Origin of the sequence: Maledivibacter halophilus (genome assembly GCF_900167445.1) — a bacterium.
Taxonomy (GTDB): domain Bacteria; phylum Bacillota; class Clostridia; order Peptostreptococcales; family Caminicellaceae; genus Maledivibacter; species Maledivibacter halophilus.
Window position 1 is genome coordinate 335,909 of the sequence record NZ_FUZT01000002.1, and the last position, 25,588, is coordinate 361,496.

General features: G+C 32.1%; 19 protein-coding genes. 18 read left to right on the forward strand and 1 reads right to left on the reverse strand.

Annotated elements, in window-relative coordinates:
* Positions 1 to 216: 216 nt before the first annotated feature.
* The 17 genes from thrC to mltG all read left to right on the forward strand — a co-directional run bounded on the left by thrC (position 217) and on the right by mltG (position 23,035).
* Entirely contained in the window at positions 217 to 1,704 is a 1,488-nt protein-coding gene (gene thrC / locus B5X81_RS05455; protein ID WP_079489961.1) for a threonine synthase, read from the forward strand.
* A 36-nt stretch (positions 1,705 to 1,740) separates the two neighbouring features.
* Positions 1,741 to 2,622, forward strand: a complete 882-nt coding sequence (gene thrB / locus B5X81_RS05460) for a homoserine kinase (protein WP_079489962.1) — start codon at positions 1,741 to 1,743, stop codon at positions 2,620 to 2,622.
* 18 nt (positions 2,623 to 2,640) lie between these two features.
* Complete coding sequence (locus tag B5X81_RS28350) at positions 2,641 to 4,740, forward strand: sigma-54 interaction domain-containing protein (RefSeq protein WP_280175246.1); 2,100 nt, start codon at positions 2,641 to 2,643, stop codon at positions 4,738 to 4,740.
* Positions 4,741 to 5,042: 302 nt separating this feature from the next.
* A complete protein-coding gene (locus B5X81_RS05470) occupies positions 5,043 to 5,813 on the forward strand; it encodes a gamma-glutamyl-gamma-aminobutyrate hydrolase family protein (RefSeq protein WP_079489965.1) in 771 nt (256 codons plus the stop codon).
* A gap of 19 nt (positions 5,814 to 5,832) precedes the next feature.
* Entirely contained in the window at positions 5,833 to 7,515 is a 1,683-nt protein-coding gene (locus tag B5X81_RS05475; protein ID WP_170917291.1) for a peptide ABC transporter substrate-binding protein, read from the forward strand.
* A gap of 452 nt (positions 7,516 to 7,967) precedes the next feature.
* On the forward strand, positions 7,968 to 10,340 hold the full coding sequence (locus B5X81_RS05480) for an anaerobic ribonucleoside triphosphate reductase (RefSeq protein ID WP_079489968.1): 2,373 nt from the start codon (positions 7,968 to 7,970) through the stop codon (positions 10,338 to 10,340).
* Positions 10,341 to 10,400: 60 nt separating this feature from the next.
* On the forward strand, positions 10,401 to 10,952 hold the full coding sequence (gene nrdG, locus B5X81_RS05485; RefSeq protein ID WP_079489970.1) for an anaerobic ribonucleoside-triphosphate reductase activating protein: 552 nt from the start codon (positions 10,401 to 10,403) through the stop codon (positions 10,950 to 10,952).
* Positions 10,953 to 11,269: 317 nt separating this feature from the next.
* On the forward strand, positions 11,270 to 12,889 hold the full coding sequence (locus B5X81_RS05490; RefSeq protein WP_079489971.1) for a glutathione ABC transporter substrate-binding protein: 1,620 nt from the start codon (positions 11,270 to 11,272) through the stop codon (positions 12,887 to 12,889).
* Positions 12,890 to 12,971: 82 nt separating this feature from the next.
* The gene (gene gsiC, locus B5X81_RS05495; RefSeq protein WP_079489973.1) at positions 12,972 to 13,892 is read left to right on the forward strand and encodes a glutathione ABC transporter permease GsiC; all 921 of its coding nucleotides are present in this window, start codon (positions 12,972 to 12,974) and stop codon (positions 13,890 to 13,892) included.
* A gap of 18 nt (positions 13,893 to 13,910) precedes the next feature.
* Positions 13,911 to 14,813 (forward strand): ABC transporter permease subunit, encoded by a 903-nt coding sequence (locus B5X81_RS05500; protein WP_079489974.1) that lies wholly within the window; start codon positions 13,911 to 13,913, stop codon positions 14,811 to 14,813.
* Between the two features lie 25 nt (positions 14,814 to 14,838).
* Positions 14,839 to 15,819, forward strand: a complete 981-nt coding sequence (locus tag B5X81_RS05505) for an ABC transporter ATP-binding protein (protein WP_079489976.1) — start codon at positions 14,839 to 14,841, stop codon at positions 15,817 to 15,819.
* A 16-nt stretch (positions 15,820 to 15,835) separates the two neighbouring features.
* Positions 15,836 to 16,804 (forward strand): ABC transporter ATP-binding protein, encoded by a 969-nt coding sequence (locus B5X81_RS05510; RefSeq protein WP_079489977.1) that lies wholly within the window; start codon positions 15,836 to 15,838, stop codon positions 16,802 to 16,804.
* 144 nt (positions 16,805 to 16,948) lie between these two features.
* Entirely contained in the window at positions 16,949 to 18,664 is a 1,716-nt protein-coding gene (locus B5X81_RS05515) for a sigma 54-interacting transcriptional regulator (RefSeq protein WP_170917292.1), read from the forward strand.
* Positions 18,665 to 18,726: 62 nt separating this feature from the next.
* A complete protein-coding gene (locus B5X81_RS05520) occupies positions 18,727 to 19,791 on the forward strand; it encodes a M42 family metallopeptidase (protein ID WP_079489980.1) in 1,065 nt (354 codons plus the stop codon).
* A gap of 715 nt (positions 19,792 to 20,506) precedes the next feature.
* Positions 20,507 to 21,073: a LemA family protein gene (locus tag B5X81_RS05525; RefSeq protein WP_079489982.1), complete on the forward strand. Its 567-nt coding sequence runs from the start codon at positions 20,507 to 20,509 to the stop codon at positions 21,071 to 21,073.
* A gap of 110 nt (positions 21,074 to 21,183) precedes the next feature.
* Positions 21,184 to 21,972 carry a TPM domain-containing protein gene (locus B5X81_RS05530; RefSeq protein ID WP_079489983.1) on the forward strand — a complete coding sequence of 263 codons (789 nt, stop codon included), beginning with the start codon at positions 21,184 to 21,186 and terminating at the stop codon, positions 21,970 to 21,972.
* Between the two features lie 55 nt (positions 21,973 to 22,027).
* Positions 22,028 to 23,035, forward strand: a complete 1,008-nt coding sequence (gene mltG, locus B5X81_RS05535; protein ID WP_079489985.1) for an endolytic transglycosylase MltG — start codon at positions 22,028 to 22,030, stop codon at positions 23,033 to 23,035.
* Positions 23,036 to 23,062: 27 nt separating this feature from the next.
* Here the strand turns inward: mltG and B5X81_RS05540 are convergent, their stop codons facing one another.
* Positions 23,063 to 23,512 (reverse strand): hypothetical protein, encoded by a 450-nt coding sequence (locus B5X81_RS05540; protein ID WP_079489986.1) that lies wholly within the window; start codon positions 23,510 to 23,512, stop codon positions 23,063 to 23,065.
* 196 nt (positions 23,513 to 23,708) lie between these two features.
* Here B5X81_RS05540 and B5X81_RS05545 point away from each other — a divergent pair, with 196 nt between their 5' ends.
* Complete coding sequence (locus B5X81_RS05545; protein ID WP_079489988.1) at positions 23,709 to 25,583, forward strand: DUF4396 domain-containing protein; 1,875 nt, start codon at positions 23,709 to 23,711, stop codon at positions 25,581 to 25,583.
* Positions 25,584 to 25,588: the final 5 nt, after the last annotated feature.

The following is a 25,588-nucleotide window of genomic DNA, read 5'->3' on the forward strand; positions in this document are numbered from 1 at the left end:
GTCCAGCGATTCTTGGTTTTTGTTTGAGTAAAATATACATTTGTTGTTGTATGCTTTACGAATATGTTGTAAAATAAAACAAATTGGATGTGTAGAAATAATCAGCTGTAAAGTAATATGAACTTCATAAAAATTCAGATGATTTTATTATTTTCCATGAAATTCATACTTGGTTTTAATGTTGATTATGCATAATTAATAATTTGAGGTGATGAAATGGCGGCATCTTTTTATAAAAGTACCAGAAGCAGTGACTTGAATATTACATCTTCAGAAGCAATAGTAAAGGGTCTGGCTCATGATGGAGGATTATATGTTCCTAAAGAATTTCCAATTATAGAAAAATCCTTCGATGAGCTTATGGATATGAATTATAGGGAATTGGCTTTTTATATAATGAAGAAATATTTTACGGATTTTGAAGATAAGGAATTATTGCAATGTATAAATAGTGCATATGATGAGAAGTTTGATTCAAAGAATATAGCTGAATTAATTGAATGTAGTGGCGTATATTTTCTAGAGTTATTCCATGGTCCGACACTGGCATTTAAAGATATGGCCCTTTCAATATTACCCTACTTACTTAAAACTGCCAGTAAGAAACAAAATATAAAAAAGGAAATAGTAATACTTACTGCAACATCAGGAGATACGGGGAAAGCAGCCCTTGAGGGGTTTGCTGATGTAGATGGAATAAAGATAATAGTTTTTTATCCGGAGGATGGAGTAAGTGAGATACAAAAAAGACAAATGATAACCCAACAAGGAAAAAATACATCTGTTATAGGTATTGAGGGGAATTTTGACGATGCACAAAATGGGGTTAAGGAAGTTTTTGCTGATAAAGAATTTAATAATACAATAAATGAAAAAGGTTATATTTTTTCTTCAGCAAATTCTATTAATATTGGCAGATTAGTTCCACAAATAGTTTATTATTTTTATGCATATTTAAAAATGCTTAGAGAAGGTAAAATAGCAGAGGGTGAAAATATAAATATAGTGGTACCAACTGGCAATTTTGGGAATATACTGGCGGCCTATTATGGAAAGGAAATGGGACTTCCAGTTAATAAATTGATATGTGCTTCCAATGAAAATAATGTTTTGCATGATTTTATTAGTACGGGAATATATGATATAAGAAGAGAGTTTAAAAAGACTATTTCACCATCAATGGATATACTTATTTCCAGCAATCTAGAGAGATTTCTATATGAATTAAGCTCTAAGGATGAGAAATTAATTAATAAATTGATGAAAAATCTTAAAGAAACAGGAAAATATGAAATAACCCAGGATATGAAGGAAAAGCTTAAGGATTTTTATGGAGGATATGTTGATGATGAAAAAACCCGAGAAACTATAAAAGATGTATATGAGAAATCAAATTATCTTATAGACACCCATACGGCTGTTGCCTATGCCGTTTATAAAAAATATAAAAAAGAAACAAAGGATGAGGCAAGGACAGTTATTGCTTCCACAGCAAGTCCCTATAAATTTACCAGAAGTGTTATGGAGGCCATAGATAAGAGTATTGAAGACCATGATGACTTTCACCTAATTAAAACAATGTCAAATCTTACAGGATTAAATGTACCAAAGGGAATAAAAGATTTAGAGAAAAAAGAAATTTTACACAATAAAAAATGTAAAAAGAATGAAATAAAAAAAGTAATTGCTGATATTTTAGATTAAAATAATTTCTACATTAGATTAGATAGGGTGATAAAAGTGATAAAAGTAAAAGTTCCTGCCACAAGTGCAAATATAGGTCCTGGTTTTGATTGCCTTGGAGTGGCTTTAAATCTATATAATACATTTTATTTTGAGGAAATAGAAAAAGGATTGGATATACAGGGCTGCTGTGAAGAATTTTCTAATGAAAATAATTTGATCTATACTTCTATGAAAAAATGCTTTGAAAGAATTGGGTATAATTTTAAAGGAATTAGAATAATAATCGAAGATGATATTCCTTTATCCAGAGGATTGGGCAGCAGTGCTGCTTGTATAGTTGGAGGAGTAATTGGTGCCAATGAAATTGCAGGGAAAGTTTTATCAAAGGAAGAAATATTGAAGCTTGCTGTTGAGATCGAAGGGCATCCCGATAACGTTGCTCCTGCCATTTTTGGTGGTATGACTGTGGCAATACAGGATGAAGATAATATACATTATAGTAAAATAAATGTGGCTAAAGGGTTGAAGTTTTATGCAATGATTCCAGATTTTACACTTTCAACCAAAGAGTCAAGGGCAGTGCTGCCCAAAGAAATTCCCTATAAAGATGGAGTATTTAATGTAGGTCGGGTGGCTTTACTTATAACAGCCTTAACAAATGGTGAATTCCATCTTCTAAAAACCTCCTGCGATGATAAATTACATCAAATATATAGGGGGAAGCTTATACAGGATTTTGATAGAATTAAAGAGAAATGTGAAGAATTTGGTTCATTAGGAATGTTTTTAAGTGGAGCAGGACCAACTTTAATGGCCTTAGATGAGGATAAGAATAGTAAATTTTATGACGATATTAAAGGATTCTTAAAGACTTTAGATAATAAATGGGAAGTAAAGCCTTTGGATATTGATTTTAGTGGAGCTATGGTTTTATAAAAAAGTAAATTAAGGGAATTGGGGAAAAGGGATGAAATAATTGGAGCGATAATTATGGTTAGGAAAAGAATAGCCGTTGCTACTATTAATAATAATAGTTTGGAATTATATAGTAATGAGATTAAAAGTATATTTTTGGATTATATAGATTTAGATAAATATTGTTTTGAGGATGGAAGTATTGAAAATGGAATAGAGGCAGATATTGTGCTTATACCGTCATATGAATCCTTTGAAACAATAAAGGTGTATTTGAAAAACAATGCAGAGATTATTGTTGCCAATAGAACTATTACCAAGAGAGGACTTAATAAAATAGTTGATTTACCTAAGGGAACAAAAGCAATGCTTGTCAATGTTAGCCCGGAAACTGCCGTAGAAACTATTTCAACAATTTATCAATTAGGCATAAAGCATATTGAGTTTATTCCTATTTATCCTGGAGTCAAAGCTATACCAGATATAGATGTTGCCATTACTCCAGGAGAGAAAAAATATGTACCTAAAACAGTTAAAAAAATTTTTGATATTGGTAGTAGAGTTTTAGATATTAATACCATAATAAATATTGCTGAGAAATTAGATTTAGAATTTTTACTATCTTGTCAAAATACTAGAGAGTATTTCGACAGCATTGTGCCATTAAATTGTGGTTTAGAAAAAATGATAGGAAAAACCCATAGACTTGAAAGTCAATTTGATATTTTACTTGAAATACTGGATGAAGCAATTATAGGTGTCAATAGAAATGGCCGTGTATATTTTTATAACGATAGTGCTGAAAGAATAATTGGAAAAAGTACAAATAATGTATTTGGAATTAACTTAAAAAACATATTTCCTCAGATACCCTTTGATCAGGTTCTTTCAACATTAAAACCAATTAAGGATAAGCTTGTGAAGATTTCGGGGGTAGATTTTGTGGTCACCATTGCACCTATACTAAAAATGAATACCCTTTATGGAGCAGTGGCAAATATTCGACGGTTTAGTAATACAGAAAAAAAGCAGCATAAGTTAAGGGCTCAATTGATTGACAAGGGTCATAAGGCAAAATATACATTTGAGGATATTATAGGTAATAGCAAAAAAATTCAGAACTGTAAGGAGATAGCTAAAAAAATAGCTAAATCTGATTCCTCTATCTTGATTACCGGAGAAAGTGGAACTGGAAAAGAGTTGTTTGCACAAGCTATACACAATCATTCCCCAAGAAAAAGTTATCCATTTGTGGCTGTTAACTGTGCAGCCCTTTCTGAAAATCTTTTGGAAAGTGAACTCTTTGGTTATGAAGAAGGGGCCTTTACAGGAGCCCGTAAAGGTGGAAAGTTAGGATTATTTGAGCTTGCCCATATGGGGACTTTATTTTTAGATGAAATTGCTGAAATGCCTTTGAATTTGCAGGCAAGGCTTTTGAGGGTTTTGCAGGAGAAGGAAGTTATGAGAATAGGTGGAGATTATATTATTAATGTAGATGTCAGAATAATAGCAGCTACAAATCAGAATTTAGAAAAATTGGTCAATAATAGACAATTTAGACAGGACTTATATTATAGATTGAATGTTATACCGCTGCAAATACCAGCATTAAGGGAAAGAAAAGAAGATATATCACCTATTATTGATGAAATAAAAAAGGATTTAAATTCGAATTTCAAATTAACACGGGATGCTTTAAATAATCTAATAAATTATGAGTGGAAGGGTAATATTAGAGAGCTGAGGAATTGTATAGAGTATCTTACAAACATTGAAGAACCCATAGTGGATGCAAAACTCTTACCTCTAAGATATAGCATGAACAATAATAAAGAAGCTCTGACCCAGGAAGAAAAAATACTGTTTAATAAATTTAAAGCATTATCAGCAGATAATATTAAAGAGTATTTTTTTATTCTAAAACAACTCAGAAAATGCTATATTAATAAAACCCGGTTGGGAAGAAGAAGTCTTGAAAGAATTGCAAAGGATAATGGGATTTTTCTAACTGAGCATGAAATAAGGAATATGCTATTAATTCTTGAAAAGTTTTCAATTGTAGAGATAAGAAAAGGTAGGGGAGGAACACAACTAACTGATTTTGGATTTAAAGTTTTATATGAATTACAAAAGGGATAAAAGGGATACCTTTTATCCCTTTTATCCCTTTTGTAGATATTTTTAAGTGTAGAATTATTTAAATTTAAAATAATTTAACTTTTTCAAAAAAAGTGGGTTCGATAAGTCTCCCTTAAATAGGAAGCCAATAATAGCAGAGCATGGAGAGGATTAGAGGAAGCATATATTGGGCTTTATTGGAAATGTTTTGGCTTAATTTTTAACTAAATATAATAACTAAAGTAAATTGGCATATATATTGCTTTTAAATTAAAGTAGTGCTTTCATTAATATAAACAAACAATAGAATTGGAGGATATTAGATGCAGCCATTAATTGGAGTGACTACTTATTATGTTAGTGATAGAGAAATGGAGGAAAAAAGATATAGGGGCAGAGATGAACAGGATATGCTTATGTCTACAATGGATTATTCAAGATGTGTTAAAAATTCAGGAGGAATACCACTAGCTATACCGGTTATTAATGATGATGATTATATTTCTAAGCTGGTAGAAAGCTTGGATGGTATTCTATTTACAGGTGGAGCTGATATCTATCCCTATTTATATGGAAAACCAATAATGAAGGGGCTTGGGAGAATAGTATTGGAAAGAGATGAATTTGAAATTAAGTTATTGGAAAAGTTATTGGAAATGGATAAACCAGTTTTGGGAATATGTAGAGGGCTTCAATTGATTAATGTTTTTTTTGGAGGAACAATATATCAAGACATATATGAAGCCAATATAACAAATCAGGAGCATGTATGTTCAATGCTACCTAAGTATACTAAATGTCATAAAGTAACTATAAAAGAAGAGAGTAGATTGTATAAAGCATTTGGTAAAAAGATGTTGGACGTAAACAGTTTACATCATCAAGCTATTGAGATTCTTGGAGATGGGCTTATAGAAACTGCTATATCTGAGGATAAGATTATTGAAGGAATTGAACATAAAAACCATAGATTTGTAATTGGAGTACAATGGCATCCTGAGATGATGGCTGATGTATATAATGAACAGCAAAGGATATTTCAGCTGTTTATTAATGAAGCATCATCAAATAAAAAGAGAAATTCTTTTAAATAAAAATAAAGGGGAGATTGAATTGAAGGAAAAACTAACAGCTATTTTTTTGGTTTTCTTATTAACTATGAGTTTGTTTGTTGGATGTGCACCCAAAGAAAATGAAGCCAATACAGAAAAAACTGCTGATAGCAATACTGAAAAAGAGGAAGAAAAGCCAGCTGATGAGGGGAAAAATGAAGGAATGGTATTGAATTTTTGTTTACCCGATGAACCAAGAACCCTTGATCCAACTCTAAATTCTCAAGCTGTAGCAGGAGATATAATAAACAATATCTATGAAGGTCTAATGAGGGAAGTAGACGGTGAATTAGTTCCTGCAATAGCGGAAAGATATGAGGTGAGTGATGATGGCTTGAAATACACCTTTTATTTAAAGGATACAAAATGGTCTGATGGCAAGCCTCTGACTGCCCATGATTTTAAATATACTTGGCTAAGGGCTTTAGATCCTGAAACTGCTTCAGATTATGCCATGCTCTTGTTTTATATCAAAGGAGGACATGAATTTTTCAGTGGAGAAGGTAAAAAAGAAGATGTGGCTATTAATGTTATTGATGATAGAACATTAGAGGTTGAATTAAAATCACCTACACCTTATTTCTTAAATTTAACTTCATTTTATACTTATCTACCAGTTAGACAGGATGTAGTTGAAAAAGACTCTGAAGGCTGGGCAACTAATACAGATATTATTGTGACTAATGGTCCATTTACACTTAAAGAATATGTTAGTGGAGATAGATTTGTTCTAGAAAAAAATGAAAACTATTGGAATGCAGATAAAGTAAAATTAGATAAAATAAATGCAAATATTCTAGTAAATGAATCAACAGCATTAATGGCATATCAATCAGATGATATTGATATTATGAGTAATATTCCAACCCAAGAGATACCTATATTAAGCAGTGAAAGTGATGAATTTAATATTAGACCTAAAATAGGAACGTATTTTTATGTTTTTAATAATAGTAAAGCTCCTACAGATGATGTAAATGTAAGAAAGGCCCTTAATCTAGCTATAGACAGAAAGTCAATATGTGAGAATATAACCAAGGGTGCAGAGGTTCCGGCTACTACTTATGTTCCTCCAGGATTAAAAGATACAAGAGGAAATGAATTTAGTTCAATGGTTGACTATGGTATCAGTCCAGAAGCTGATATTGAAAAGGCAAAGGAATATTTAACTAAAGCGGGATATCCAGATGGGGAGGGTTTTCCTGAGATAGAAATATTATATAATACCTCTGAAACCCATAAGATCATAGCTGAGGCTATTCAGGAGATGTGGAAGAAAAACTTAAATATAGAGGTATCTTTAACTAATCAGGAATGGCCTGTTTTTGCTAGTTCCAGAAGGTATGGTAAGTATACTGGAGCTGCTAGATTTGGATGGTTTGTTGATTATGCTGATGCAATGTCAATGCTGGAAATACTTGAATCACAGGATACTAATAATTCTGCACAATGGATGAGTGAAGAGTACAATCAACTTCTTCTTGATGCAAGAAATGAAAATGATCCTGAGAAAAGAGATGAGGCTCTATATGCTGCAGAAAAAATGCTCTTTGATCAGCAGGTTATCATGCCTATTTTCTATTATACTGATAAATTTTTAATTAAAAAGAGAGTAGTAGATTGGCAAAAGGGTTCTCTAGGTAATTGGTTCTTTGGTTATACATATATAGATAACCAACTCTAAAGTATTATAAATTTCCCAGAAAAAATGTAAAAGCCTTTATTATTTTCTGTGAAGTTTATATTAAATTATTGTAATTAAAATTTTGGATAGCTGAGTAGTATATATTAAAAATAAAGAGTTGAAGGGATAAAATTACCCTTTCAGCTCTTTTATTGTGGGATTAATTTTTGAAAAACTATATATTTTAGTTTTGGTTACAACCTATTTGAAATATAGAGTATTATAGAGGAAAAAAGAGAATTATCAAAAACAGAGTAATATTATTGTTGATTATGGGGCTTTTTTCTTATTGAGATTTAAGCTTTCATTTGATAGAATTTAAATAGAAAATGAAAAGACAAAAAATTATTTTTGCCCTTTTAAAAAATGAGGGTATTTTTTGTCACTTAAAAATCTATATATAGTATATAAGGATAAAAATAATACCATATATAGCGGAAAGGAAGAAGTGTATGATTGAAAAAATAAAAAAGAGAGACGGGAGAATTATTAACTTTATTCCTGAAAAGATTACAGCAGCAATTTTTAAAGCTGCAAAAGCTGTCGCGGATCAAGAAGAAAGTCAAGCTTCTTATGATATAGCAGAGAAATTGACTCAGCAAGTGACAACTTTTCTAAATAGAAAATACAGTAATGAAATTCCAACAGTTGAGCAGGTGCAGGACGCAGTTGTAAAAGTACTTATAGAGAATGGCCATGCAAAAACAAGTCAGGAATACATACTTTATAGAGCTGAAAGAACTAGAATTAGAGAAACTAAGACACGTCTTATGAAGACTATTGAAACTATTACACTAAAAGATGCCACAGAAAGCGATACAAAAAGGGAAAATGCAAATATTGATGGTAATACTGCCATGGGAACTATGCTTCAATATGGTAGTACAGTTTCTAAAGAGTTTTGTAAAGCACATATGCTAAAGCCTGAACATGCATATGCTCATGATAGTGGAGATATACATATACATGATTTGGACTTTTTTAACATGGGAACCTTGACATGTACTCAAATAGATGTGTTAAAGCTGTTTAAGAATGGATTTTCAACAGGACATGGTTTTTTAAGGGAGCCTCAAGATGTTATGAGTTATGCAGCATTGGCTGCTATAGCTATACAGTCGAATCAGAATGATCAGCATGGAGGACAAAGTATACCTACATTTGATTTTGGTTTAGCACCAGGGGTGAAAAAGACTTATAAAAAGCTTTATGCTGAAAATATGATAAAGGCTTTAACATTTAATTTTGACTTTGAAGATAAGGATGCTAAGGATATAACCAATGAAATAATTCAAAACTGTGAAGCATCTTCAGGGAAAGAATTAGAACTTAAAGAAGATGAGAAATATAATGCTGAAGAAATAACCTTATTAAAAAATAAGCTTAATATAGATGATGAAAAAGCTTTGAAAATACAAAAATTCACTAGAAAAAATACATACAAGGAAACCGATAGAAAAACTTATCAGGCTATGGAGGCCTTTATACATAATTTGAATACCATGCATTCCAGAGCAGGTGCTCAAGTACCCTTTAGTAGTGTAAACTTTGGTACAGATACTTCCCAGGAAGGCAGAATGGTTATAAAAAATCTTCTTCTTGCAACAGAAGCAGGTTTAGGAAATGGAGAAACTCCTATATTTCCAATATTAATTTTTAAGGTTAAGGAAGGAATTAACTATAATGAGGACGATATAAACTATGATTTATTTAAATTATCATGTAGAGTTTCAGCCAAAAGATTATTTCCTAACTTTAGCTTTATAGATGCCCCATTTAATGCCCAGTATTATGTGCCAGGAAGACCGGAAACAGAAGCAACTTATATGGGATGTAGAACAAGGGTAGTTGGAAATGTTTATGATAAATCAAGGGAAATAGTTACAGGTAGAGGAAATATTTCCTTTTCGTCAATAAACCTTCCAAGGCTTGGAATAAAATATGGAAGCGTGAAAAATGGTTCTGCCAATATAGAAGGATTTTTTGAAGATTTGGATTCCAAGGTTGATTTATTAATAGATCAATTAATGGAAAGATTGCAGGTTCAGCAAACTAAGAAGGTTAAAAATTTTCCATTCCTCATGGGTCAAGGGGTTTGGATTGATTCAGACAAATTATCCTGGGAGGATAGTGTAAGTGACATAATAAAGCACGGAACATTAACTGTAGGTTTCATAGGTTTGGCTGAATGTTTAAAGGCACTAATTGGAAAGCACCATGGAGAAAGTGAAGAAGCCCAGGAGCTTGGACTTAGAATTGTAAGATTTATGAGGGATAAACTTGATGCTAATTCTCAAAAGTATAAATTAAATTTCTCTCTTATAGCCACACCTGCTGAAGGATTATCAGGTAGATTTACTAGACTTGATAAAGAGATGTTTGGAGAAATAGAAGGAATTAATGATAGAGATTATTATACAAATTCATTTCATATTCCTGTTTATCATGAAATCAGTGCCTTTGACAAAATAAAATTGGAAGCACCTTATCATTCCTTGACTAATGCAGGACATATTACTTATATCGAGCTTGATGGGGACCCATCGGATAATCTTGAAGCCTTCGAGACGGTTGTAAGGGCAATGCATAAGGCCGGCATTGGATATGGAAGCATAAATCATCCTGTAGACAGAGATCCGGTTTGTGGATATAACGGAGTCATTCATGATGTTTGTCCAAGATGTGGAAGAACTGAAGACGACGGTATAAAATTCGAAAGAATTCGAAGAATTACTGGATATTTAGTTGGGACCATAGATAGATTTAATGATGCTAAGCTGGCTGAGGTGAAAGATAGAAGAAAACATGGTATGGGACAAAGATAAACAGCTTTAAGAATTAGAGAATTTAATATTGTTTATGTAATAGTAAGGAGATGTAAGTTAATGCTTATTAGACTATCCCATAAAATTACTAGAGATAGTATAGTTGACGGACCTGGACTTAGGGCTGTGATTTGGGCTCAAGGCTGTAAACATAATTGTTTTGGATGCCATAATCCTTCTACCCATGATTTTGGTGGTGGATTTTTAATGGATACGGAAGATTTAATTAAAGAATTAAAAGATTTAAAGCTTCATAGAGGGATTACATTTTCTGGAGGAGATCCCTTTGAGCAGCCATATCAATGCTTGGAAATAGCAAGGCAAGTAAAGAAGATGGGAATGGATATATGGTGTTATACCGGCTATACCTTTGAAGAATTAATAAATAAGCAAGGCAAAAAATATAAGGATGGATGGATTGAATTCTTAAAATACATAGACGTTCTTATAGATGGGCCCTTTATACTTGAAAAGAAGAATCTATTACTTAAATTTAGAGGCTCAGAAAATCAAAGAGTAATTGATGTGAAAAAATCATTGAGATTTAGGACTGTGGTTCTTTTAGAAGAATATCATAATATAAAAACTGAAAAAATTGCATTGGCTAGATAAAGTTAAACCCCTTGATGAAAAATTCTATCAAGGGGTTTTATAATTTAATAAAATAATATGAAAATGGTATAGATAAGAGACTTATGTCATTTTTTGTTCAGCTATTTATGGGAATTTTCAATAAATATATATACATGCTTCAAATTAATAGGTTGTAATAGGTTGTTTTGTGTTGTATAATATAATTATTAAAATTTATTAACAAATATCGACAAATAATTTCGACAACTTTTAAATGTGAATGATTTTATCTATTCTCAGGTAAAAAGTGCATTGCACTTTTACATATAAAATTATTATATTGAGGGGGAAAAAAAATGTTTAAGAAATTTTTTGTTTTGTTTTTGGTTATGGCTTTAGTGGTATCCAGTTTAGCTGGATGTGGAAGTAAAGATGATAACGAAGCTCCAGACCAAGGACAAGAAGAAACAACAGAAAAGCCTGAGGAAAATAACGAATCTGCTGCTAAAGATAATAAAGATATAGTAGTAGCAGTACAAGACACATTTATTAGTATGGATCCACATGATACTAATGATACATTGTCCTATTCAGCACAAAAGGCTATGATGCAAGGGCTAGTAGGATTTGATAAGGAAATGAATGTAATACCTGTTTTGGCAGAAAGCTATGAAGCCAATGATGAGGCAACAGAATTTACATTTAAATTGCGTGAAGGAATTAAATTCCATGATGGAACAGATTTCAACGCTGAGGCTGTTAAGGTTAATGTGGACCGCCTTGCGAATCCAGAAAATAGATTAAAAAGACATAGTTTATTTGCAATAGTAGATCATACAGAAGTAGTTGATGAGTATACCGTTAAGGTGGTATTGAAAGAGCCCTTTGGTGCTATGATAAATAATTTTGCCCATCCGGCAGCAATGATGCATAGTCCAAAGGCATTAGAAGAATTTGGTAAGGAAGTATCCCGCAACCCTGTTGGTACAGGTCCATTTGTATTTGAAGAATGGGTTTCAGGTTCTCATGTGAAAATGGTTAAAAATGAAAACTATTGGAAGCCTGATTATCCAAAGGTTGATTCCGTTACATTTAAACCTGTAAAGGAAAATGGAAGTAGAATTGCTATGCTTCAAACTAAGGAATCAGACTTTATCTATCCAGTTCCAACAGAGCAGGTTAAAGCAATTGATGGTAAAGATGGTGTTGTTGTTGAAGCAGAGCCATCAATTATAGTTAGATATTTAGCTATGAATACCAATAAAGAGCCCTTCAATGATGTTAGGGTGAGACAGGCTGTTAACTATGCTATTAACAAAGAAGCCTTTAAAAAAGTTGTATGTGGAGGCTATTTGGAAAAAATGGACTCAATAATTGCTCCAAATACACAGTTTTATTCTAAGCAAGAAAAATCTTATGATTTTAACTTAGAAAAAGCTAAAGAGCTTATGAAGGAAGCAGGCTATGAAAATGGTTTTGAAACTGAAATTTGGTCAAATAATAGTTCAAATGTTATAAAGGCAACAGAATTCTTACAACAGCAGCTTGCACAAATTGGTATTAAGGCAAATCTAGTTCCTATGGAATCCGGTACTAGACTTGAAAGAATATGGTCAGTAGAAAATCCTGATGATGCTGAGCTTCAAATGTATTATGCTGGATGGTCACCATCTACAGGAGATGCTGATTGGGGAATTAGACCATTGTTTGCAGGTGAATCATTCCCACCAAATTCATATAATACAGCATATTACAATAATGAAGAAGCTGATAAATGGATTAAAAAAGGTATAGCTACAGCAGATAACGAAGAAAGAAGAGAAGCATATGAGAAAGTGCAAGAAATTATATGGAATGATGCACCATGGGCATTCTTAGGAGTTAGCATGACAATGGGTGGTAGACAAGAGTACTTAGAAGGAGTATATCTATTGCCTGATGGATCCCTTAGTGTAGAAGAAGCAGAAATCAAATAGAGTTTTTAACATAATTAAGTAAGAACAAGATGAGCATGTTAAAATGCTTGTCTTGTTCATCTTGTAGATGGGGGGAATCTAAATGCTGAATTACACCATAAAAAGAGTGTTGGGTGTTATACCGACTCTCATATTAATATCAATTTTTGTATTTCTTTTTATACATTTAATTCCGGGAGACCCGGCTAGAATAGTAGCAGGAGAAGATGCTACTGCAGCCGATGTAGAACTTATTAGGGAAGAATTGGGCCTAAATAGACCTCTTCATATTCAATATATAAATTATATAAAAGGTATATTAAATGGTGATTTAGGAATATCATTAAAGACTAAGAAACCAGTTTTAGAAGAGATAAAAAATAGATTTGTTCCTACCTTTACTTTAACTCTTTTCAGTATTTTTTGGTCAGTTGTCTTTGGCTTACTAATTGGTATTGTTTCGGCGGTAAATCGTGGAAAATGGCAGGATTACACAGGAATGTTTGCTGCAGTTTCCGGTATTTCTTTACCATCATTTTGGCTTGGCCTTATGCTTGTACAGATTTTTTCAGTCAAGCTGGGATGGCTTCCAACAGGAGGGTATGGGACATTTAAGCATTTCATTTTACCATCTATGACTTTGGGTGCAGGAGTTGCAGCAGTAATAGCAAGATTTGCAAGATCATCGGTTATGGATATTTTAAAGGAAGATTATGTAAGAACTGCAAGAGCAAAAGGGTTGATGCAAAAAATTGTTGTTTGGAGACATGTATTTAGAAATGCACTTATTCCTATTGTAACTATGGTTGGATTACAATTTGGTTTTCTTTTAGGTGGATCTGTTGTTATTGAAACAGTTTTTAGCTGGCCTGGTATGGGAAGTCTATTGATAGATTCTGTGGCCTTTAGGGATTATCCAATGATTCAATCAGAAATACTAATTTTTTCATTGCAATTTATTATTATTAATTTAATTGTAGACCTATTATATGCAGTTTTGAATCCTGAAATTAGTTATAAATAATGAAAAGGAGGGATAAAAATGTCTCAACGTACAACTAAGGAAAAAAATGATTTCAACCAGGAAGAAAAGATGGAAGATATAAGAACTCCTTTTTCGGAGTTTTGGAGGAAGTTTAAAAAACAAAAGACAGCCATTGTTGCTGGTATATTTATATGTTTATTTTTTATAGCTGCAATAATTGGTCCATATATAGTTCCCTATGATATTGCTGAGCCTGATTATGACCATGTTTTGGAAGGACCGTCAGGTAAGCATTGGTTTGGAACCGATGCATATGGGAGAGATATATTCAGCAGAGTAGTAGTAGGGGCAAGAATATCCTTGGCTGTGGGTCTGAGTTCTGTTGTTGTTGGTGCCATTTTAGGTGCGATTCTAGGCCTCATAAGTGGATATTATGGAGGCTGGATTGATAATGTAATAATGAGAATAGCAGATGTTCTATTTGCTTTTCCTGGAATAATATTGGCTATAGGTATTATAGCTATATTAGGTCCTGGGCTTTATAATGTAGTTTTTGCAGTTGCAATTTTTAGCACACCTATGTTTGCAAGAATAGTTAGAGGTAGTACCCTTGCAATAAAAGAAACGGTATATGTTGAAGTAGCTAAAAGCATTGGTACAAAGGATAAAAGAGTTATGTTTAAGCATATATTACCAGGAACGTTTTCTGGAATAATCGTATATTTTACTATGAGAATAGGTACATCCATCTTAACTGCATCCAGTCTAAGTTTTCTTGGCATGGGAGCTCAGCCGCCAACGCCAGAGTGGGGGGCTATGCTCAGTTCAGGAAGGGATTATTTAGGTGTGGCTTCCCATATAACATTTTTCCCGGGTATGGCTATATTTGTTACTGTGCTGGCCTTTAACCTATTAGGTGACGGACTTAGGGATGCTTTAGACCCTAAAATAGATAATTAATCATTAAGGAAAGGGGGTAATTGAAATGGATAAAAAAATACTTGAAATTAAAAATTTAAAAACCCATTTTTTTACTGATAATGGAACGGTAAAGGCAGTAGATGGTGTGGATATTCATATTAATGAAGGAGAAACCTTAGGAGTAGTAGGTGAATCTGGTAGTGGCAAAAGTGTAACTTCCCTTTCGATTATGGGTTTGTTAAATGATACATCAGGCAGAATAGTTGATGGGAAAATTGAATTTCAAGGCAGGAATTTAGTGAATTTGAAAGAAGAAGATATGAGAAAGATAAGAGGAAACGATATTGCAATGATTTTTCAAGAACCTATGACGTCCTTAAATCCTGTCCTTAGAATTGGAAAGCAAATTAGTGAGGCTATTAAATTACATTTAAAATATGACAAACAAAAGGCTAAGGAACATACTATAAATATGTTAAAATTAGTTGGAATTCCTAGGGCAGAAAATATTTATTCAGAATTTCCTTTTCAATTATCAGGAGGTATGAGGCAGAGGGTAATGATTGCCATGGCTATGGCATGTAATCCTAAGCTGTTAATAGCAGATGAGCCTACAACTGCTTTGGATGTGACTATACAAGCTCAGATTCTAGATTTAATGAAAAAACTCAAAGAGGATGTAGGCACTGCAATAATGTTTGTAACCCATGACTTGGGAGTAGTTGCAGAAATGTGTGATAGAGTTGTAGTGATGTATGCTGGCAGAGTAGTTGAACATGGAGATGTTTATCAGATATTTGAAAATCCTAAGCATCCTTATACAAAAGGGCTTTTGAAATCAGTTCCAGTTCTTCGTCAGAAAGTAGATCGTTTGGCATCTATTCCAGGTAATGTACCGAGTCCTAAAAACATGCCAAAGGGTTGCAAATTTGCACCAAGATGTGAAAATGCCTTCGATAAATGCTGGGAGGAAGAGCCATCATTTTATGATATAGAAGAAAACCACAGTAGTAAATGCTGGTTATGTAATAGAAAAAGTCTATAGAGAGGAGGGGGATATAATGGCAAAACCTTTATTAGAAGTTAAGAACATAAAGAAATATTTTCCAGTTAAAAAAGGTATTTTGAAGAAAAAAGAAGAATTTGTTCGTGCAGTTGATGATGTTTCTTTTGATATATATAAGGGAGAAACCTTAGGGCTTGTGGGAGAAAGTGGATGTGGAAAATCAACTACAGGTAGAATGTTATTAAAATTAATTGAACCTACTGATGGACAGATAATTTTTCAGGGTAAAGATATTAGTAAAATGACAGAAGATGAAATCAGACCCCTTAGGAAAGATATACAAATGATATTCCAGGACCCATATGCTTCATTAAATCCTAGAATGACTGTTGGAGAGATAATTGCTGAACCCCTTATTGTTCATGAGATGTATAAAGACAGTGAAGAAATGAAAAAGCGTATTCATGAACTTTTAAATATGGTAGGATTAAGTTCATATCATTCAGTAAGATATCCCCATGAATTTAGTGGTGGACAAAGACAAAGAATTGGTATTGCAAGGGCATTAGCAGTTAAACCCAAGCTTATTATTGCTGATGAACCGGTTTCTGCCTTAGATGTATCTATTCAATCCCAGGTACTAAATTTAATGCAGGATTTACAAAGAGATTTAAATCTTACCTATCTTTTTATTGCCCATGATTTAAGTGTTGTTGAGCATATAAGTGATAGAGTGGGGGTGATGTATTTAGGGAAAATAGTAGAAATAACTGATAAAGATACACTATATGATAAGCCTTTACACCCTTATACACAGGCATTATTATCGGCTGTTCCCGTTCCAAATCCTAGAATTGAAAAGAAAAGGATAATATTAGAAGGGAGTATACCGAGTCCGTTAAATCCTCCAAAGGGGTGTGCTTTTCATACTAGGTGTAAGCATGCTAAAGATATATGTAAAAAGGCAGCACCTGAATTTAAGGAAGTAGAAGCTAAACATTATACAGCTTGTCATTTGTATTAATTAAGGGAATTGCATATTTTCACATAGAAAAATTTACCATCCGTTGTTAAAGTCTCTAAAACTATGCCATATGTTTATTATGTAATTATCCCAAGCTGGAATTATACAGTGTTATTAACTAGAACACTTAAGGATGTGAAACTGTTGGCCAAGAATAAATTAGTTGTTATTGCAATTCAAGAATTTTATGCAAAAAGAATTAGTACACAATTAAGGGTAATATTTGGAGATGATGCATCTGTTAGAGCAATGACAATTAAAGAGTTAAAGGCAGATGTTATTGGAGACGATGAAATAGTATTATTATCAGGGAAATTGATAGAGCCTCTTGTGAAGCCCTTTATGCCTAAAGGTATAAAATGTTTAATAGTTGAGAGGAGCATAAATTTTACTAAAGCAAAACCGCTTTTATCGATTCCTTCTGGTAGTAAAATATTCGTTGTAAATGATACCAAAAGAAATACCGATGAAGTTGTTGAGGAACTTAGACAAAGTATTGGTAGACATCAATATATACCATATTATCCTGATTCAAATTTTAAGGAAAAAATAGATATTGTCGTAACTCCAGGAGAGAGGGCTATGATACCTGAAGGGATAAAAAAAGTAATTGATGTGGGCTATAGAATAGCTGATATATCAATAGTGATTAAGCTTTATGAACTTCTCTCTATCAAACTGGATTATTCTATAATCTGCAAAAAATATATTAAATCATTGTTTGTTTTATCAGAAGAAGCACAAATGGGTGTTGAAAGTGCTAAGGTATATACTTCAAAGAAATATGTTGCAAAATCATTTTTTGAAGATATTATAACCTACAGTAGTGAAATGAAAAAACTTGTAGGTGTAACCAAAAAATTCGCATTGTCCGATGAACCTATTCATATTGTTGGAAACGTTGGAACAGGTAAAAGTATGCTGGCTGAGGCTATTCATAATTATTCCAGTTTTAAAAATGGACCTTATGTAAGTATAAATTGTGAGTCCAGAACGCCGGAGACAATGGAAAAGGAATTGTTTGGATATGACGACAATGGGATATATATAAAAGGACTATTTGAAATAGCTCAAAATGGTACATTGTGTATTGAAGAAGTAGGGGAACTTTCTTTAAAAGTCCAAGCTAAATTAATACAATTTTTACAGGAAAAAAGGGTTTATTTTGCAGGAAATCCTGTATCAATTCCTATAAATTTAAGGATAATCACTACAAGTACAGTAGATATAAAGAAGCTTGTGCATAAAGGTGTATTTAAAAAAGAGTTGTATTATTTACTTACAAAAATGTCTTGTAAAATTCCTCAACTAAAGGATAGAAAAGAGGATTTGGAAATCTTAACATATAAGTATTTGAAATATAATCTCAATAGGAAAGATATTAAGTTTACAGAGGATACTATGGAAATTTTACATCAATATACATGGGATGGAAATGTAAAGGAATTGTTCAATGTATTAACATATATTGCCTGTAGTGAAAAGAATACAGTTACACCAGAAGATTTACCTTTTTTCACCAAAGCGTGGAATAAAGAAAAAAAAGATAATAACATAGATATAAAATATGATATTGATATAAATGGAATAATTGAAGAAATAGAAAAGCGTGGTTTTTTAGAAGAGAGCTTGGAAATTTTGAGAGTATTTTTGAAAGGAAAGAAAAAACGTTCTTCATATGGAAGGGCAACATTAAGGCAGCTTCTTCTGCAAAGAGGAATGGCTTTAACTGATCAGCAGCTTAGACTTAGACTTGAAATTTTAAATAATTTAGATCTTATTTTAGTACGGCCAGGAAGAGCTGGTACGACTATTTCAAGAGCTGGAGAAAAATTTTTAGAATTATACAATTCATTTTAGGTAACAGAGTTTAGTTATTAATGATAAAGTTTTTATAAATGAAAAGGATTGAGGGATAAATTATGAATTTAGAATTAATTAGAGAGCTATCTAATGCCAGTGGCATATCAGGTTTTGAAGATGAAGTAGTTGATTTAATTAGAAAATATGTACAGTCATATGTAAATATTGAGGAAGATTCTCTTAGAAATCTATATCTCCATAAAAAAAATAATAATAAGAACCAACCCATTATTATGGTCGATGGACATTCCGATGAAGTTGGATTTATGGTGCAATCCATTAAAGCCAATGGAACTATAAAATTTATTGCAATTGGTGGATGGGTGGCCCAGAATATACCTGCCCATAGAGTAAGAATTAAAAATTCAGAAGGGAAATATGTAACAGGAATAGTTGCTACTAAACCACCTCATTTTATGTCAGATGACGAGAGAAACAAGGCTTTGGATATTGCAGACATGACAATAGATATTGGTGCAACATCAAGAAAAGAAGTTTTGGAGGATTTTAAAATAGAAGTTGGAGCACCTATAATTCCCGATGTTGAATTTAAATATAATGATATTAATAATACAATTATAGGTAAGGCTTTTGACAATAGGCTAGGTTGTGCTCTTATAATTGAGTTGCTTAAAGAACTACAGGATGAAAAACTGGATGTAAATGTGGTAGGAACGATTTCTTCCCAGGAGGAAGTTGGTACAAGGGGTGCTGTAGTTGCTGCAAATACAGTTAAACCTGATGTTGCAATTGTATTTGAAGGAACACCAGCCGATGATACATTCAGGGATGAATTTGAAGCTCAAGCAGTTTTGAAAAAGGGTCCTCAAATAAGGCATAGGGATAGGTCCATGATATCAAGTCCTAGATTTACAAAATTTGCCAAGGATATAGCTAAAAAATCAAATATTTCCTTTCAAGATGCTGTAAGATTAGGTGGCGGAACAAATGGAGGGAGTATTCATTTATCAAATTCTGGGGTACCTACAATTGTAATTGGTGTTCCAGTAAGATATATACATACCCACGAAGGAATTTCAGCAGTAAAGGATTTTGATGATGCTAAAAAATGGGCAGTAGAAATAATTAAGAGCCTTAATAAAGAAATTATTGATGAATTTTAAAAAAGTTAAGCTTTCTTATATTGGTAAAGGACAATTGAAATGAGACCTATTATTAGAATTACAACACTTAAATCCCTATATTCTATGGAATTTATATTAGATTTTAATTGCATAACATGATAAATAAGTTGTACAATAAGATAGGGATTAATAATTTAAAAATTAAACCTAAGAATTTTCCTAGGTTTAATTTTTTTACAATCATAATATTTTTGTTTTTCTTAATTTTTAAACGTGGTGGATGCTGGGGAAGACATGGACATCAACATAGAAAACTATAAATATATGGCTGATATGATGGGTGGTTTCTAATAAATATAAATAGGATATTTTATCAGATAAGTTTTAGCTAAATTTATTAGTTTAAGTTTGTATTAAATTTGAATCAAAAAAATGCTATAATTATTAAAGAAACAATAGAAGCTTATGAGTTTTTTATGTCTGAATGAATTGACTAATGATTATATTATTGTAAATACTAATAAAAAGAAATCTGATTAGCTTGAGAATATACATTTATAATTGAGGAAATTGCATAATTCTAATTTGGCACAATTGCATAATATATGTGGTATGGCTTTAAAGATTTTTAAATTATATGTAGTAGATAATTTTGGGGAAGGTAATTATGCAATTTGCTCAATTAAGAATTTAATAGTCGAGGAATTCCTAATTGTATGTTTACAATATTTTAATTATTTAAGGAGGAAAATATATGAACAAAGTTTTAGTAGCAGTGATAGTAATAGTGGTGGTCATTGGAATTATAGGTATGTCCGTTGTAGGAGCTTATAATAGTATGGTTACTATGTCTGAAAATGTAGATGCTCAGTGGGCAGTGGTTGAAAGTAAGCTTCAAAGAAGATATGATCTTATCCCTAATTTGGTAAATTCTGTTAAAGGTGTAATGGCTCAGGAGAAGGAAGTATTTAAAAATATTGCCGATGCCAGAGCAAAATTGGCTGGTGCTGGCACCACAAGAGAAGAAGTTGCAGCTTCTAATGAGCTTGAGGGAGCATTAAGTAGACTTTTGGTTGTGATGGAAAACTATCCACAACTTAGATCGGTGGAAAGTGTAAACAACCTTATGGATGAATTGGCAGGCACAGAAAATAGAATATCCGTTGAAAGAGATAGATACAATATGTCAGTTAATGAATATAATAGTTCAATAAAAAAAATTCCTAAAAACGTATTGGCTGGAATGTTTGGCTTTGAACCTAAATTATATTTCGAAGCTACCGAGGGAGCTGAAGTGGCACCAGAAGTACAGTTTGACTGAAGATAAACAAAAAGAGTTAATAGCTAATTAAATTAGATATAGTGACAAAACAGGACTCTAATAAATTGAAGCAATAGTTATAGCTCAAATATCCTTAAGAAGGTGATCTTATGTTTAAAAGGAAAGCCATTAGTGTACTTACATTGATATTTGTATTATTAAGCTCTATAATTGTTTTTTCACAGACTGAGCTACCTAGGCCAGCTCAAGAGTTTTATGTTGCAGACTATGCCGGAGTCCTATCTCAGGATGTAAAGCAGATAATAAGAGATACAAATCTAAAATATGAAGCGACACCTGAGGCTCCTCAGATAGTAGTTGCCACTGTGCCTAATATGCAAGGAATGGATGTGGTTACTTATACAGTTGAGCTTTTTGAAGAATGGCAGATAGGTAATAAAGAATATTCTAATGGAGTCTTATTACTACTCAGTCTTGAGGAAAGAAATGTGAGGATTGAGGTTGGTTATGGTCTTGAAGGTGCTATATCCGATAGTAAGACGGGAGATATACTTGATAGTGTAATTCCGCAATTATCTGAAGGTAACTATTCTGAAGGACTTTTAAGTGCTTTTTATCAGATAGTAGAAGAAGTAAATACTGAATATGGATATGAAGATTCAGCTATAATAGATAAATCTACAAGAGATAATTTAACTCCAAGAAATAATACAAGTACTAATAGACGAATTTCTACATTAGGAAATGCTATAATAGCACTATTTATATTGGCTTTAATATGGTTTGACAGCAAATTTTTAGGAGGCTTTATACTTAGAACCATTCTATGGCTCCTTTTCTTTGGCCGAGGTGGTGGTCGAGGCGGTGGCGGCTTTGGAGGAGGTAGCTTTGGAGGCGGCGGTCGTTCTGGCGGTGGTGGTGCAGATAGAGAGTTTTGATAAGTGGTTGCATGTAAGGAAATGAAGGTACAGGATAAATAATTAATTAGATGGAATGGATAAGAAAATGAAGAAGCTATTTTTAATTATTGTTGTATGTTTATTAATAATTGGTATTACAGTTGAAACAAATAATAAATATCTTTTTACTGTCAATAATCATGAAATACTCATAAGTATAGATTCTGGTTCAAGTTTAACTGAAGTATCAAATGAATTAGAAAAGCAGGGAATTGTTAAATCTTCTAAATACTTTACTTATTACACAAAGCTGAAAGGTTTAGAAAAAAATATAAAGGCTGGAAGATATGCAATTCCGCCTAAAATAGGATTAAATGAACTTCTAGACAAACTTCAAAATCCTCAAAATGAATATGTTAAAGTTACAATTCCGGAAGGATATAATGTATTTCAAATAACACAAAAGCTTGTAAAAAGTAATTTGATTGATAAAGAAATATTTATTAAAATTGCCAAGGAAGGATTAGAGAATTTTAAACCTTATGATAATAAGGGGAATATAAGTTATAAATTAGAAGGTTATTTATTTCCAGACACTTATTTTTTCCCTGAAGGTCTTAATGACAAAGATATAATTGATATAATGATTAAGCGCTTTAATGAAAAATTTTCAGATGAATATAGAAAAAGAGCTAGAGAATTAGGTCTTAGTCTCCATGAAGTAGTAACAATCGCATCGTTAATTGAAAAGGAAGCTGCAAATGATAAAGAAAGAAAAACAATTGCAGGAGTAATATATAATAGAATAGAAAAAAATATGCCACTGCAGATAGATGCTTCAGTTATTTACGGAATAACCAAAGGTGAAAGACATATTAATAGACTTATGTATAAAGATTTGGAATCAGAATCTGAATATAATACATATAAATATAAAGGACTTCCACCTGGTCCCATATCATCACCGGGGCAAGCATCTATAGAAGCGGCACTTTATCCTGAAAAGCATGATTATTTATATTATGTTTTAGGCGAAGAAGGGCATGTTTTTAGCAAAACATATAAAGAGCATAGAAGAAATGTAGAGAAGTATATTAAATAAAAATAAAAAACGCTGACATTTATAAAGTTAAATGTCAGCGTTTTTAAATTTTTTCAATATCATTTTACTCATCAAAAAGGTTACTGGAAAAAGAATTAAAAGCTGAATTACTGGGATAAGACCTATATTTGTATTTAGAAACATAGGCATAGCATCAGAATAACCCCATCTGTCAGTATGTAATGCATGTACTTCAAAATAGAAACTTAGGAAGAGTGCATACAAGCTCATGATAACATATTCTTTGGATTCCCATTTTTTTACTATCCAATTTAAATCCTTATTAATAAAAGATAATAAAAAGTATAATATTACTGTCATATTGACATCTCCAAAGGTTGCACTCCACATCAAGGGTGAGTGGGGAGCTTTTGTATTCATGGTATAAAAAATACCACACTGCCAATATTCCCATGCGTACTGTAATATAGCAGATATAAAAGCTATAACTATAAAATTTCTAAGCCATTTTTTCATATAAGCACCTCATTTGGTATTTTTATAACAGTATAAATATTATACTAGAAATTATGTTATTAGAATTGGCAAATAAGAAATTATTATAAATATAAATAGATATTATAATTTTTAAAATTCAATATTCTATAATGCATTTAAGTATGTAATTAAGAACATACTAAATATTAAGAAAAGAGTAATTGGAGGCTAAATAATGAAAAAATTATCTGTAATATTATCATTGATTTTAGTTTTTGTATTTTTGTTTGGTATATTAAATATTTTTAAGGAAGTAGTTTTTCCCAAAAAATCTCATAATGAAGATTTGAGATCTCATATGAATACGGGAAATACAATTAGGATAAAAGAAAGGAATTTAGACTTTTTAGGAACAGAAATAGCTAAAATACTTTATCCTGGTGTAAATGAAGAAAGTAAGCCCCAGGGATTAATATTAGTTCAGAGTCAAAACTGGCAGGAGATTATTGCATTGATTCCTCTTATGGGTAAATATAAAAGTCCAATAATTCCTATAGGTGAAAAAATAGGACAGGATATTTTAGAAGAAATTAAAAGATTGTCTCCAAAGGGGATACCACAAGCAAATAATATTCAGATTATGGTATTTGGCAGCGATATAGAAGATCTACAAAGTGAACTTATAAATTTGGATTATAATATAGATTATTTAAATTATGAAAATTTGATGGACTTACAAAACAAAATTTACAGTTTCCCAGGGATTTTAGATGGAGAAGAATATGGATTTATAGTACAAAGCAGTAATCCATTTAAATCAATTCCTATAATCACATGGATAGCCAATAATAAAGGAATGCTAATATTTGCAGATGATGATGGATATGTTAACGAATTGGATAAAGCATTTATTTCTTCTAATAAAATAAAAAAATTATATCTGATTGGAGATGTGAAAAATTTCGATACATCGACAATCAATAACAATATTGAAATTGAAAGAATAGAGGCAGTAAATCCAGAGAGGCTCGCCATAAAATTCGCAGAGTTTTATGATGGTGATATGAATGTGGGATGGGATGCTTCTAGGGAAAGAAATGATTCTGGACATAATTTTATATTGTGTTCTAAGGATGATCCACAGGTAGCTGCAGTAAGTACTCAATTAGCATTTAGTGGAAAAACCGGTCCCTTACTTTGGACTAGTAGTGATAAATTATCACCATTAACGGAAAATTATTTATGGAAAATGAAAAACAATTTTTGGGTTACTCCTGCAGAGGGGCCATTTAACAATGTATGGATAATAGGGGATGAAAGCTTAATCAACTTTGGTATTCAAGCTAGAGTAGATTACACACAAGAAATAGAAAGCTATGAAATGATGGGCGAACAAGGTGTAGGAGGTCTTGATGTATTATCAATAATTTCAATTCTTATATCCATAGGAGGAGCTTTGTGGATATCTTTTCATTTATTTCTAAGAATGAAGGAAATATTCATATTGACAAAAATTATGTGGATATTAACGGCGCTGTTATTGGGGCCAATAGGGTTATGGCTTTATGTTATCTCTCATAAAGATAGACCATGGATGAAGATGAATAATAATAAAATTTGGCAAAGACCACTTTGGAATCAGACGGCTGTAGCTACTATTATGGGAGTAGCCTTTGGGGCCTGTGCAATGATTTCAGCAGCCTATATTATTTCCTCTATGGGAATGTTCTTAATACCTTTTTCAGGAGGGTATGGTTTTTTCTTATTTGGAAATCCTATGATACTTCAAATGATTATTGTATATATAATAGGTTTTATACTAAATTCGATGGTTTTTATGCCAGTTATGTTAATGCGTATGAGAAAGCTTTCTTACATTGAAGCGTTTAAAAACTCAGTACCAACTGTTTTGATATCAATGACATCGGTATCTATAGGAATGATGATAAGCATGTGGTGGCTTCATATGGTATATTCTCCCATGATGCCTGAGGAAAATCATGTATTATGGTGGGGTTTTATGCAGCTAGCTACTTTAATTGGAGCAGCTATTGCTTATATACCAAATTGGTTCTTAGTTAGATATGGAAGAAAAATGGGAGTTTCATAGGAGGT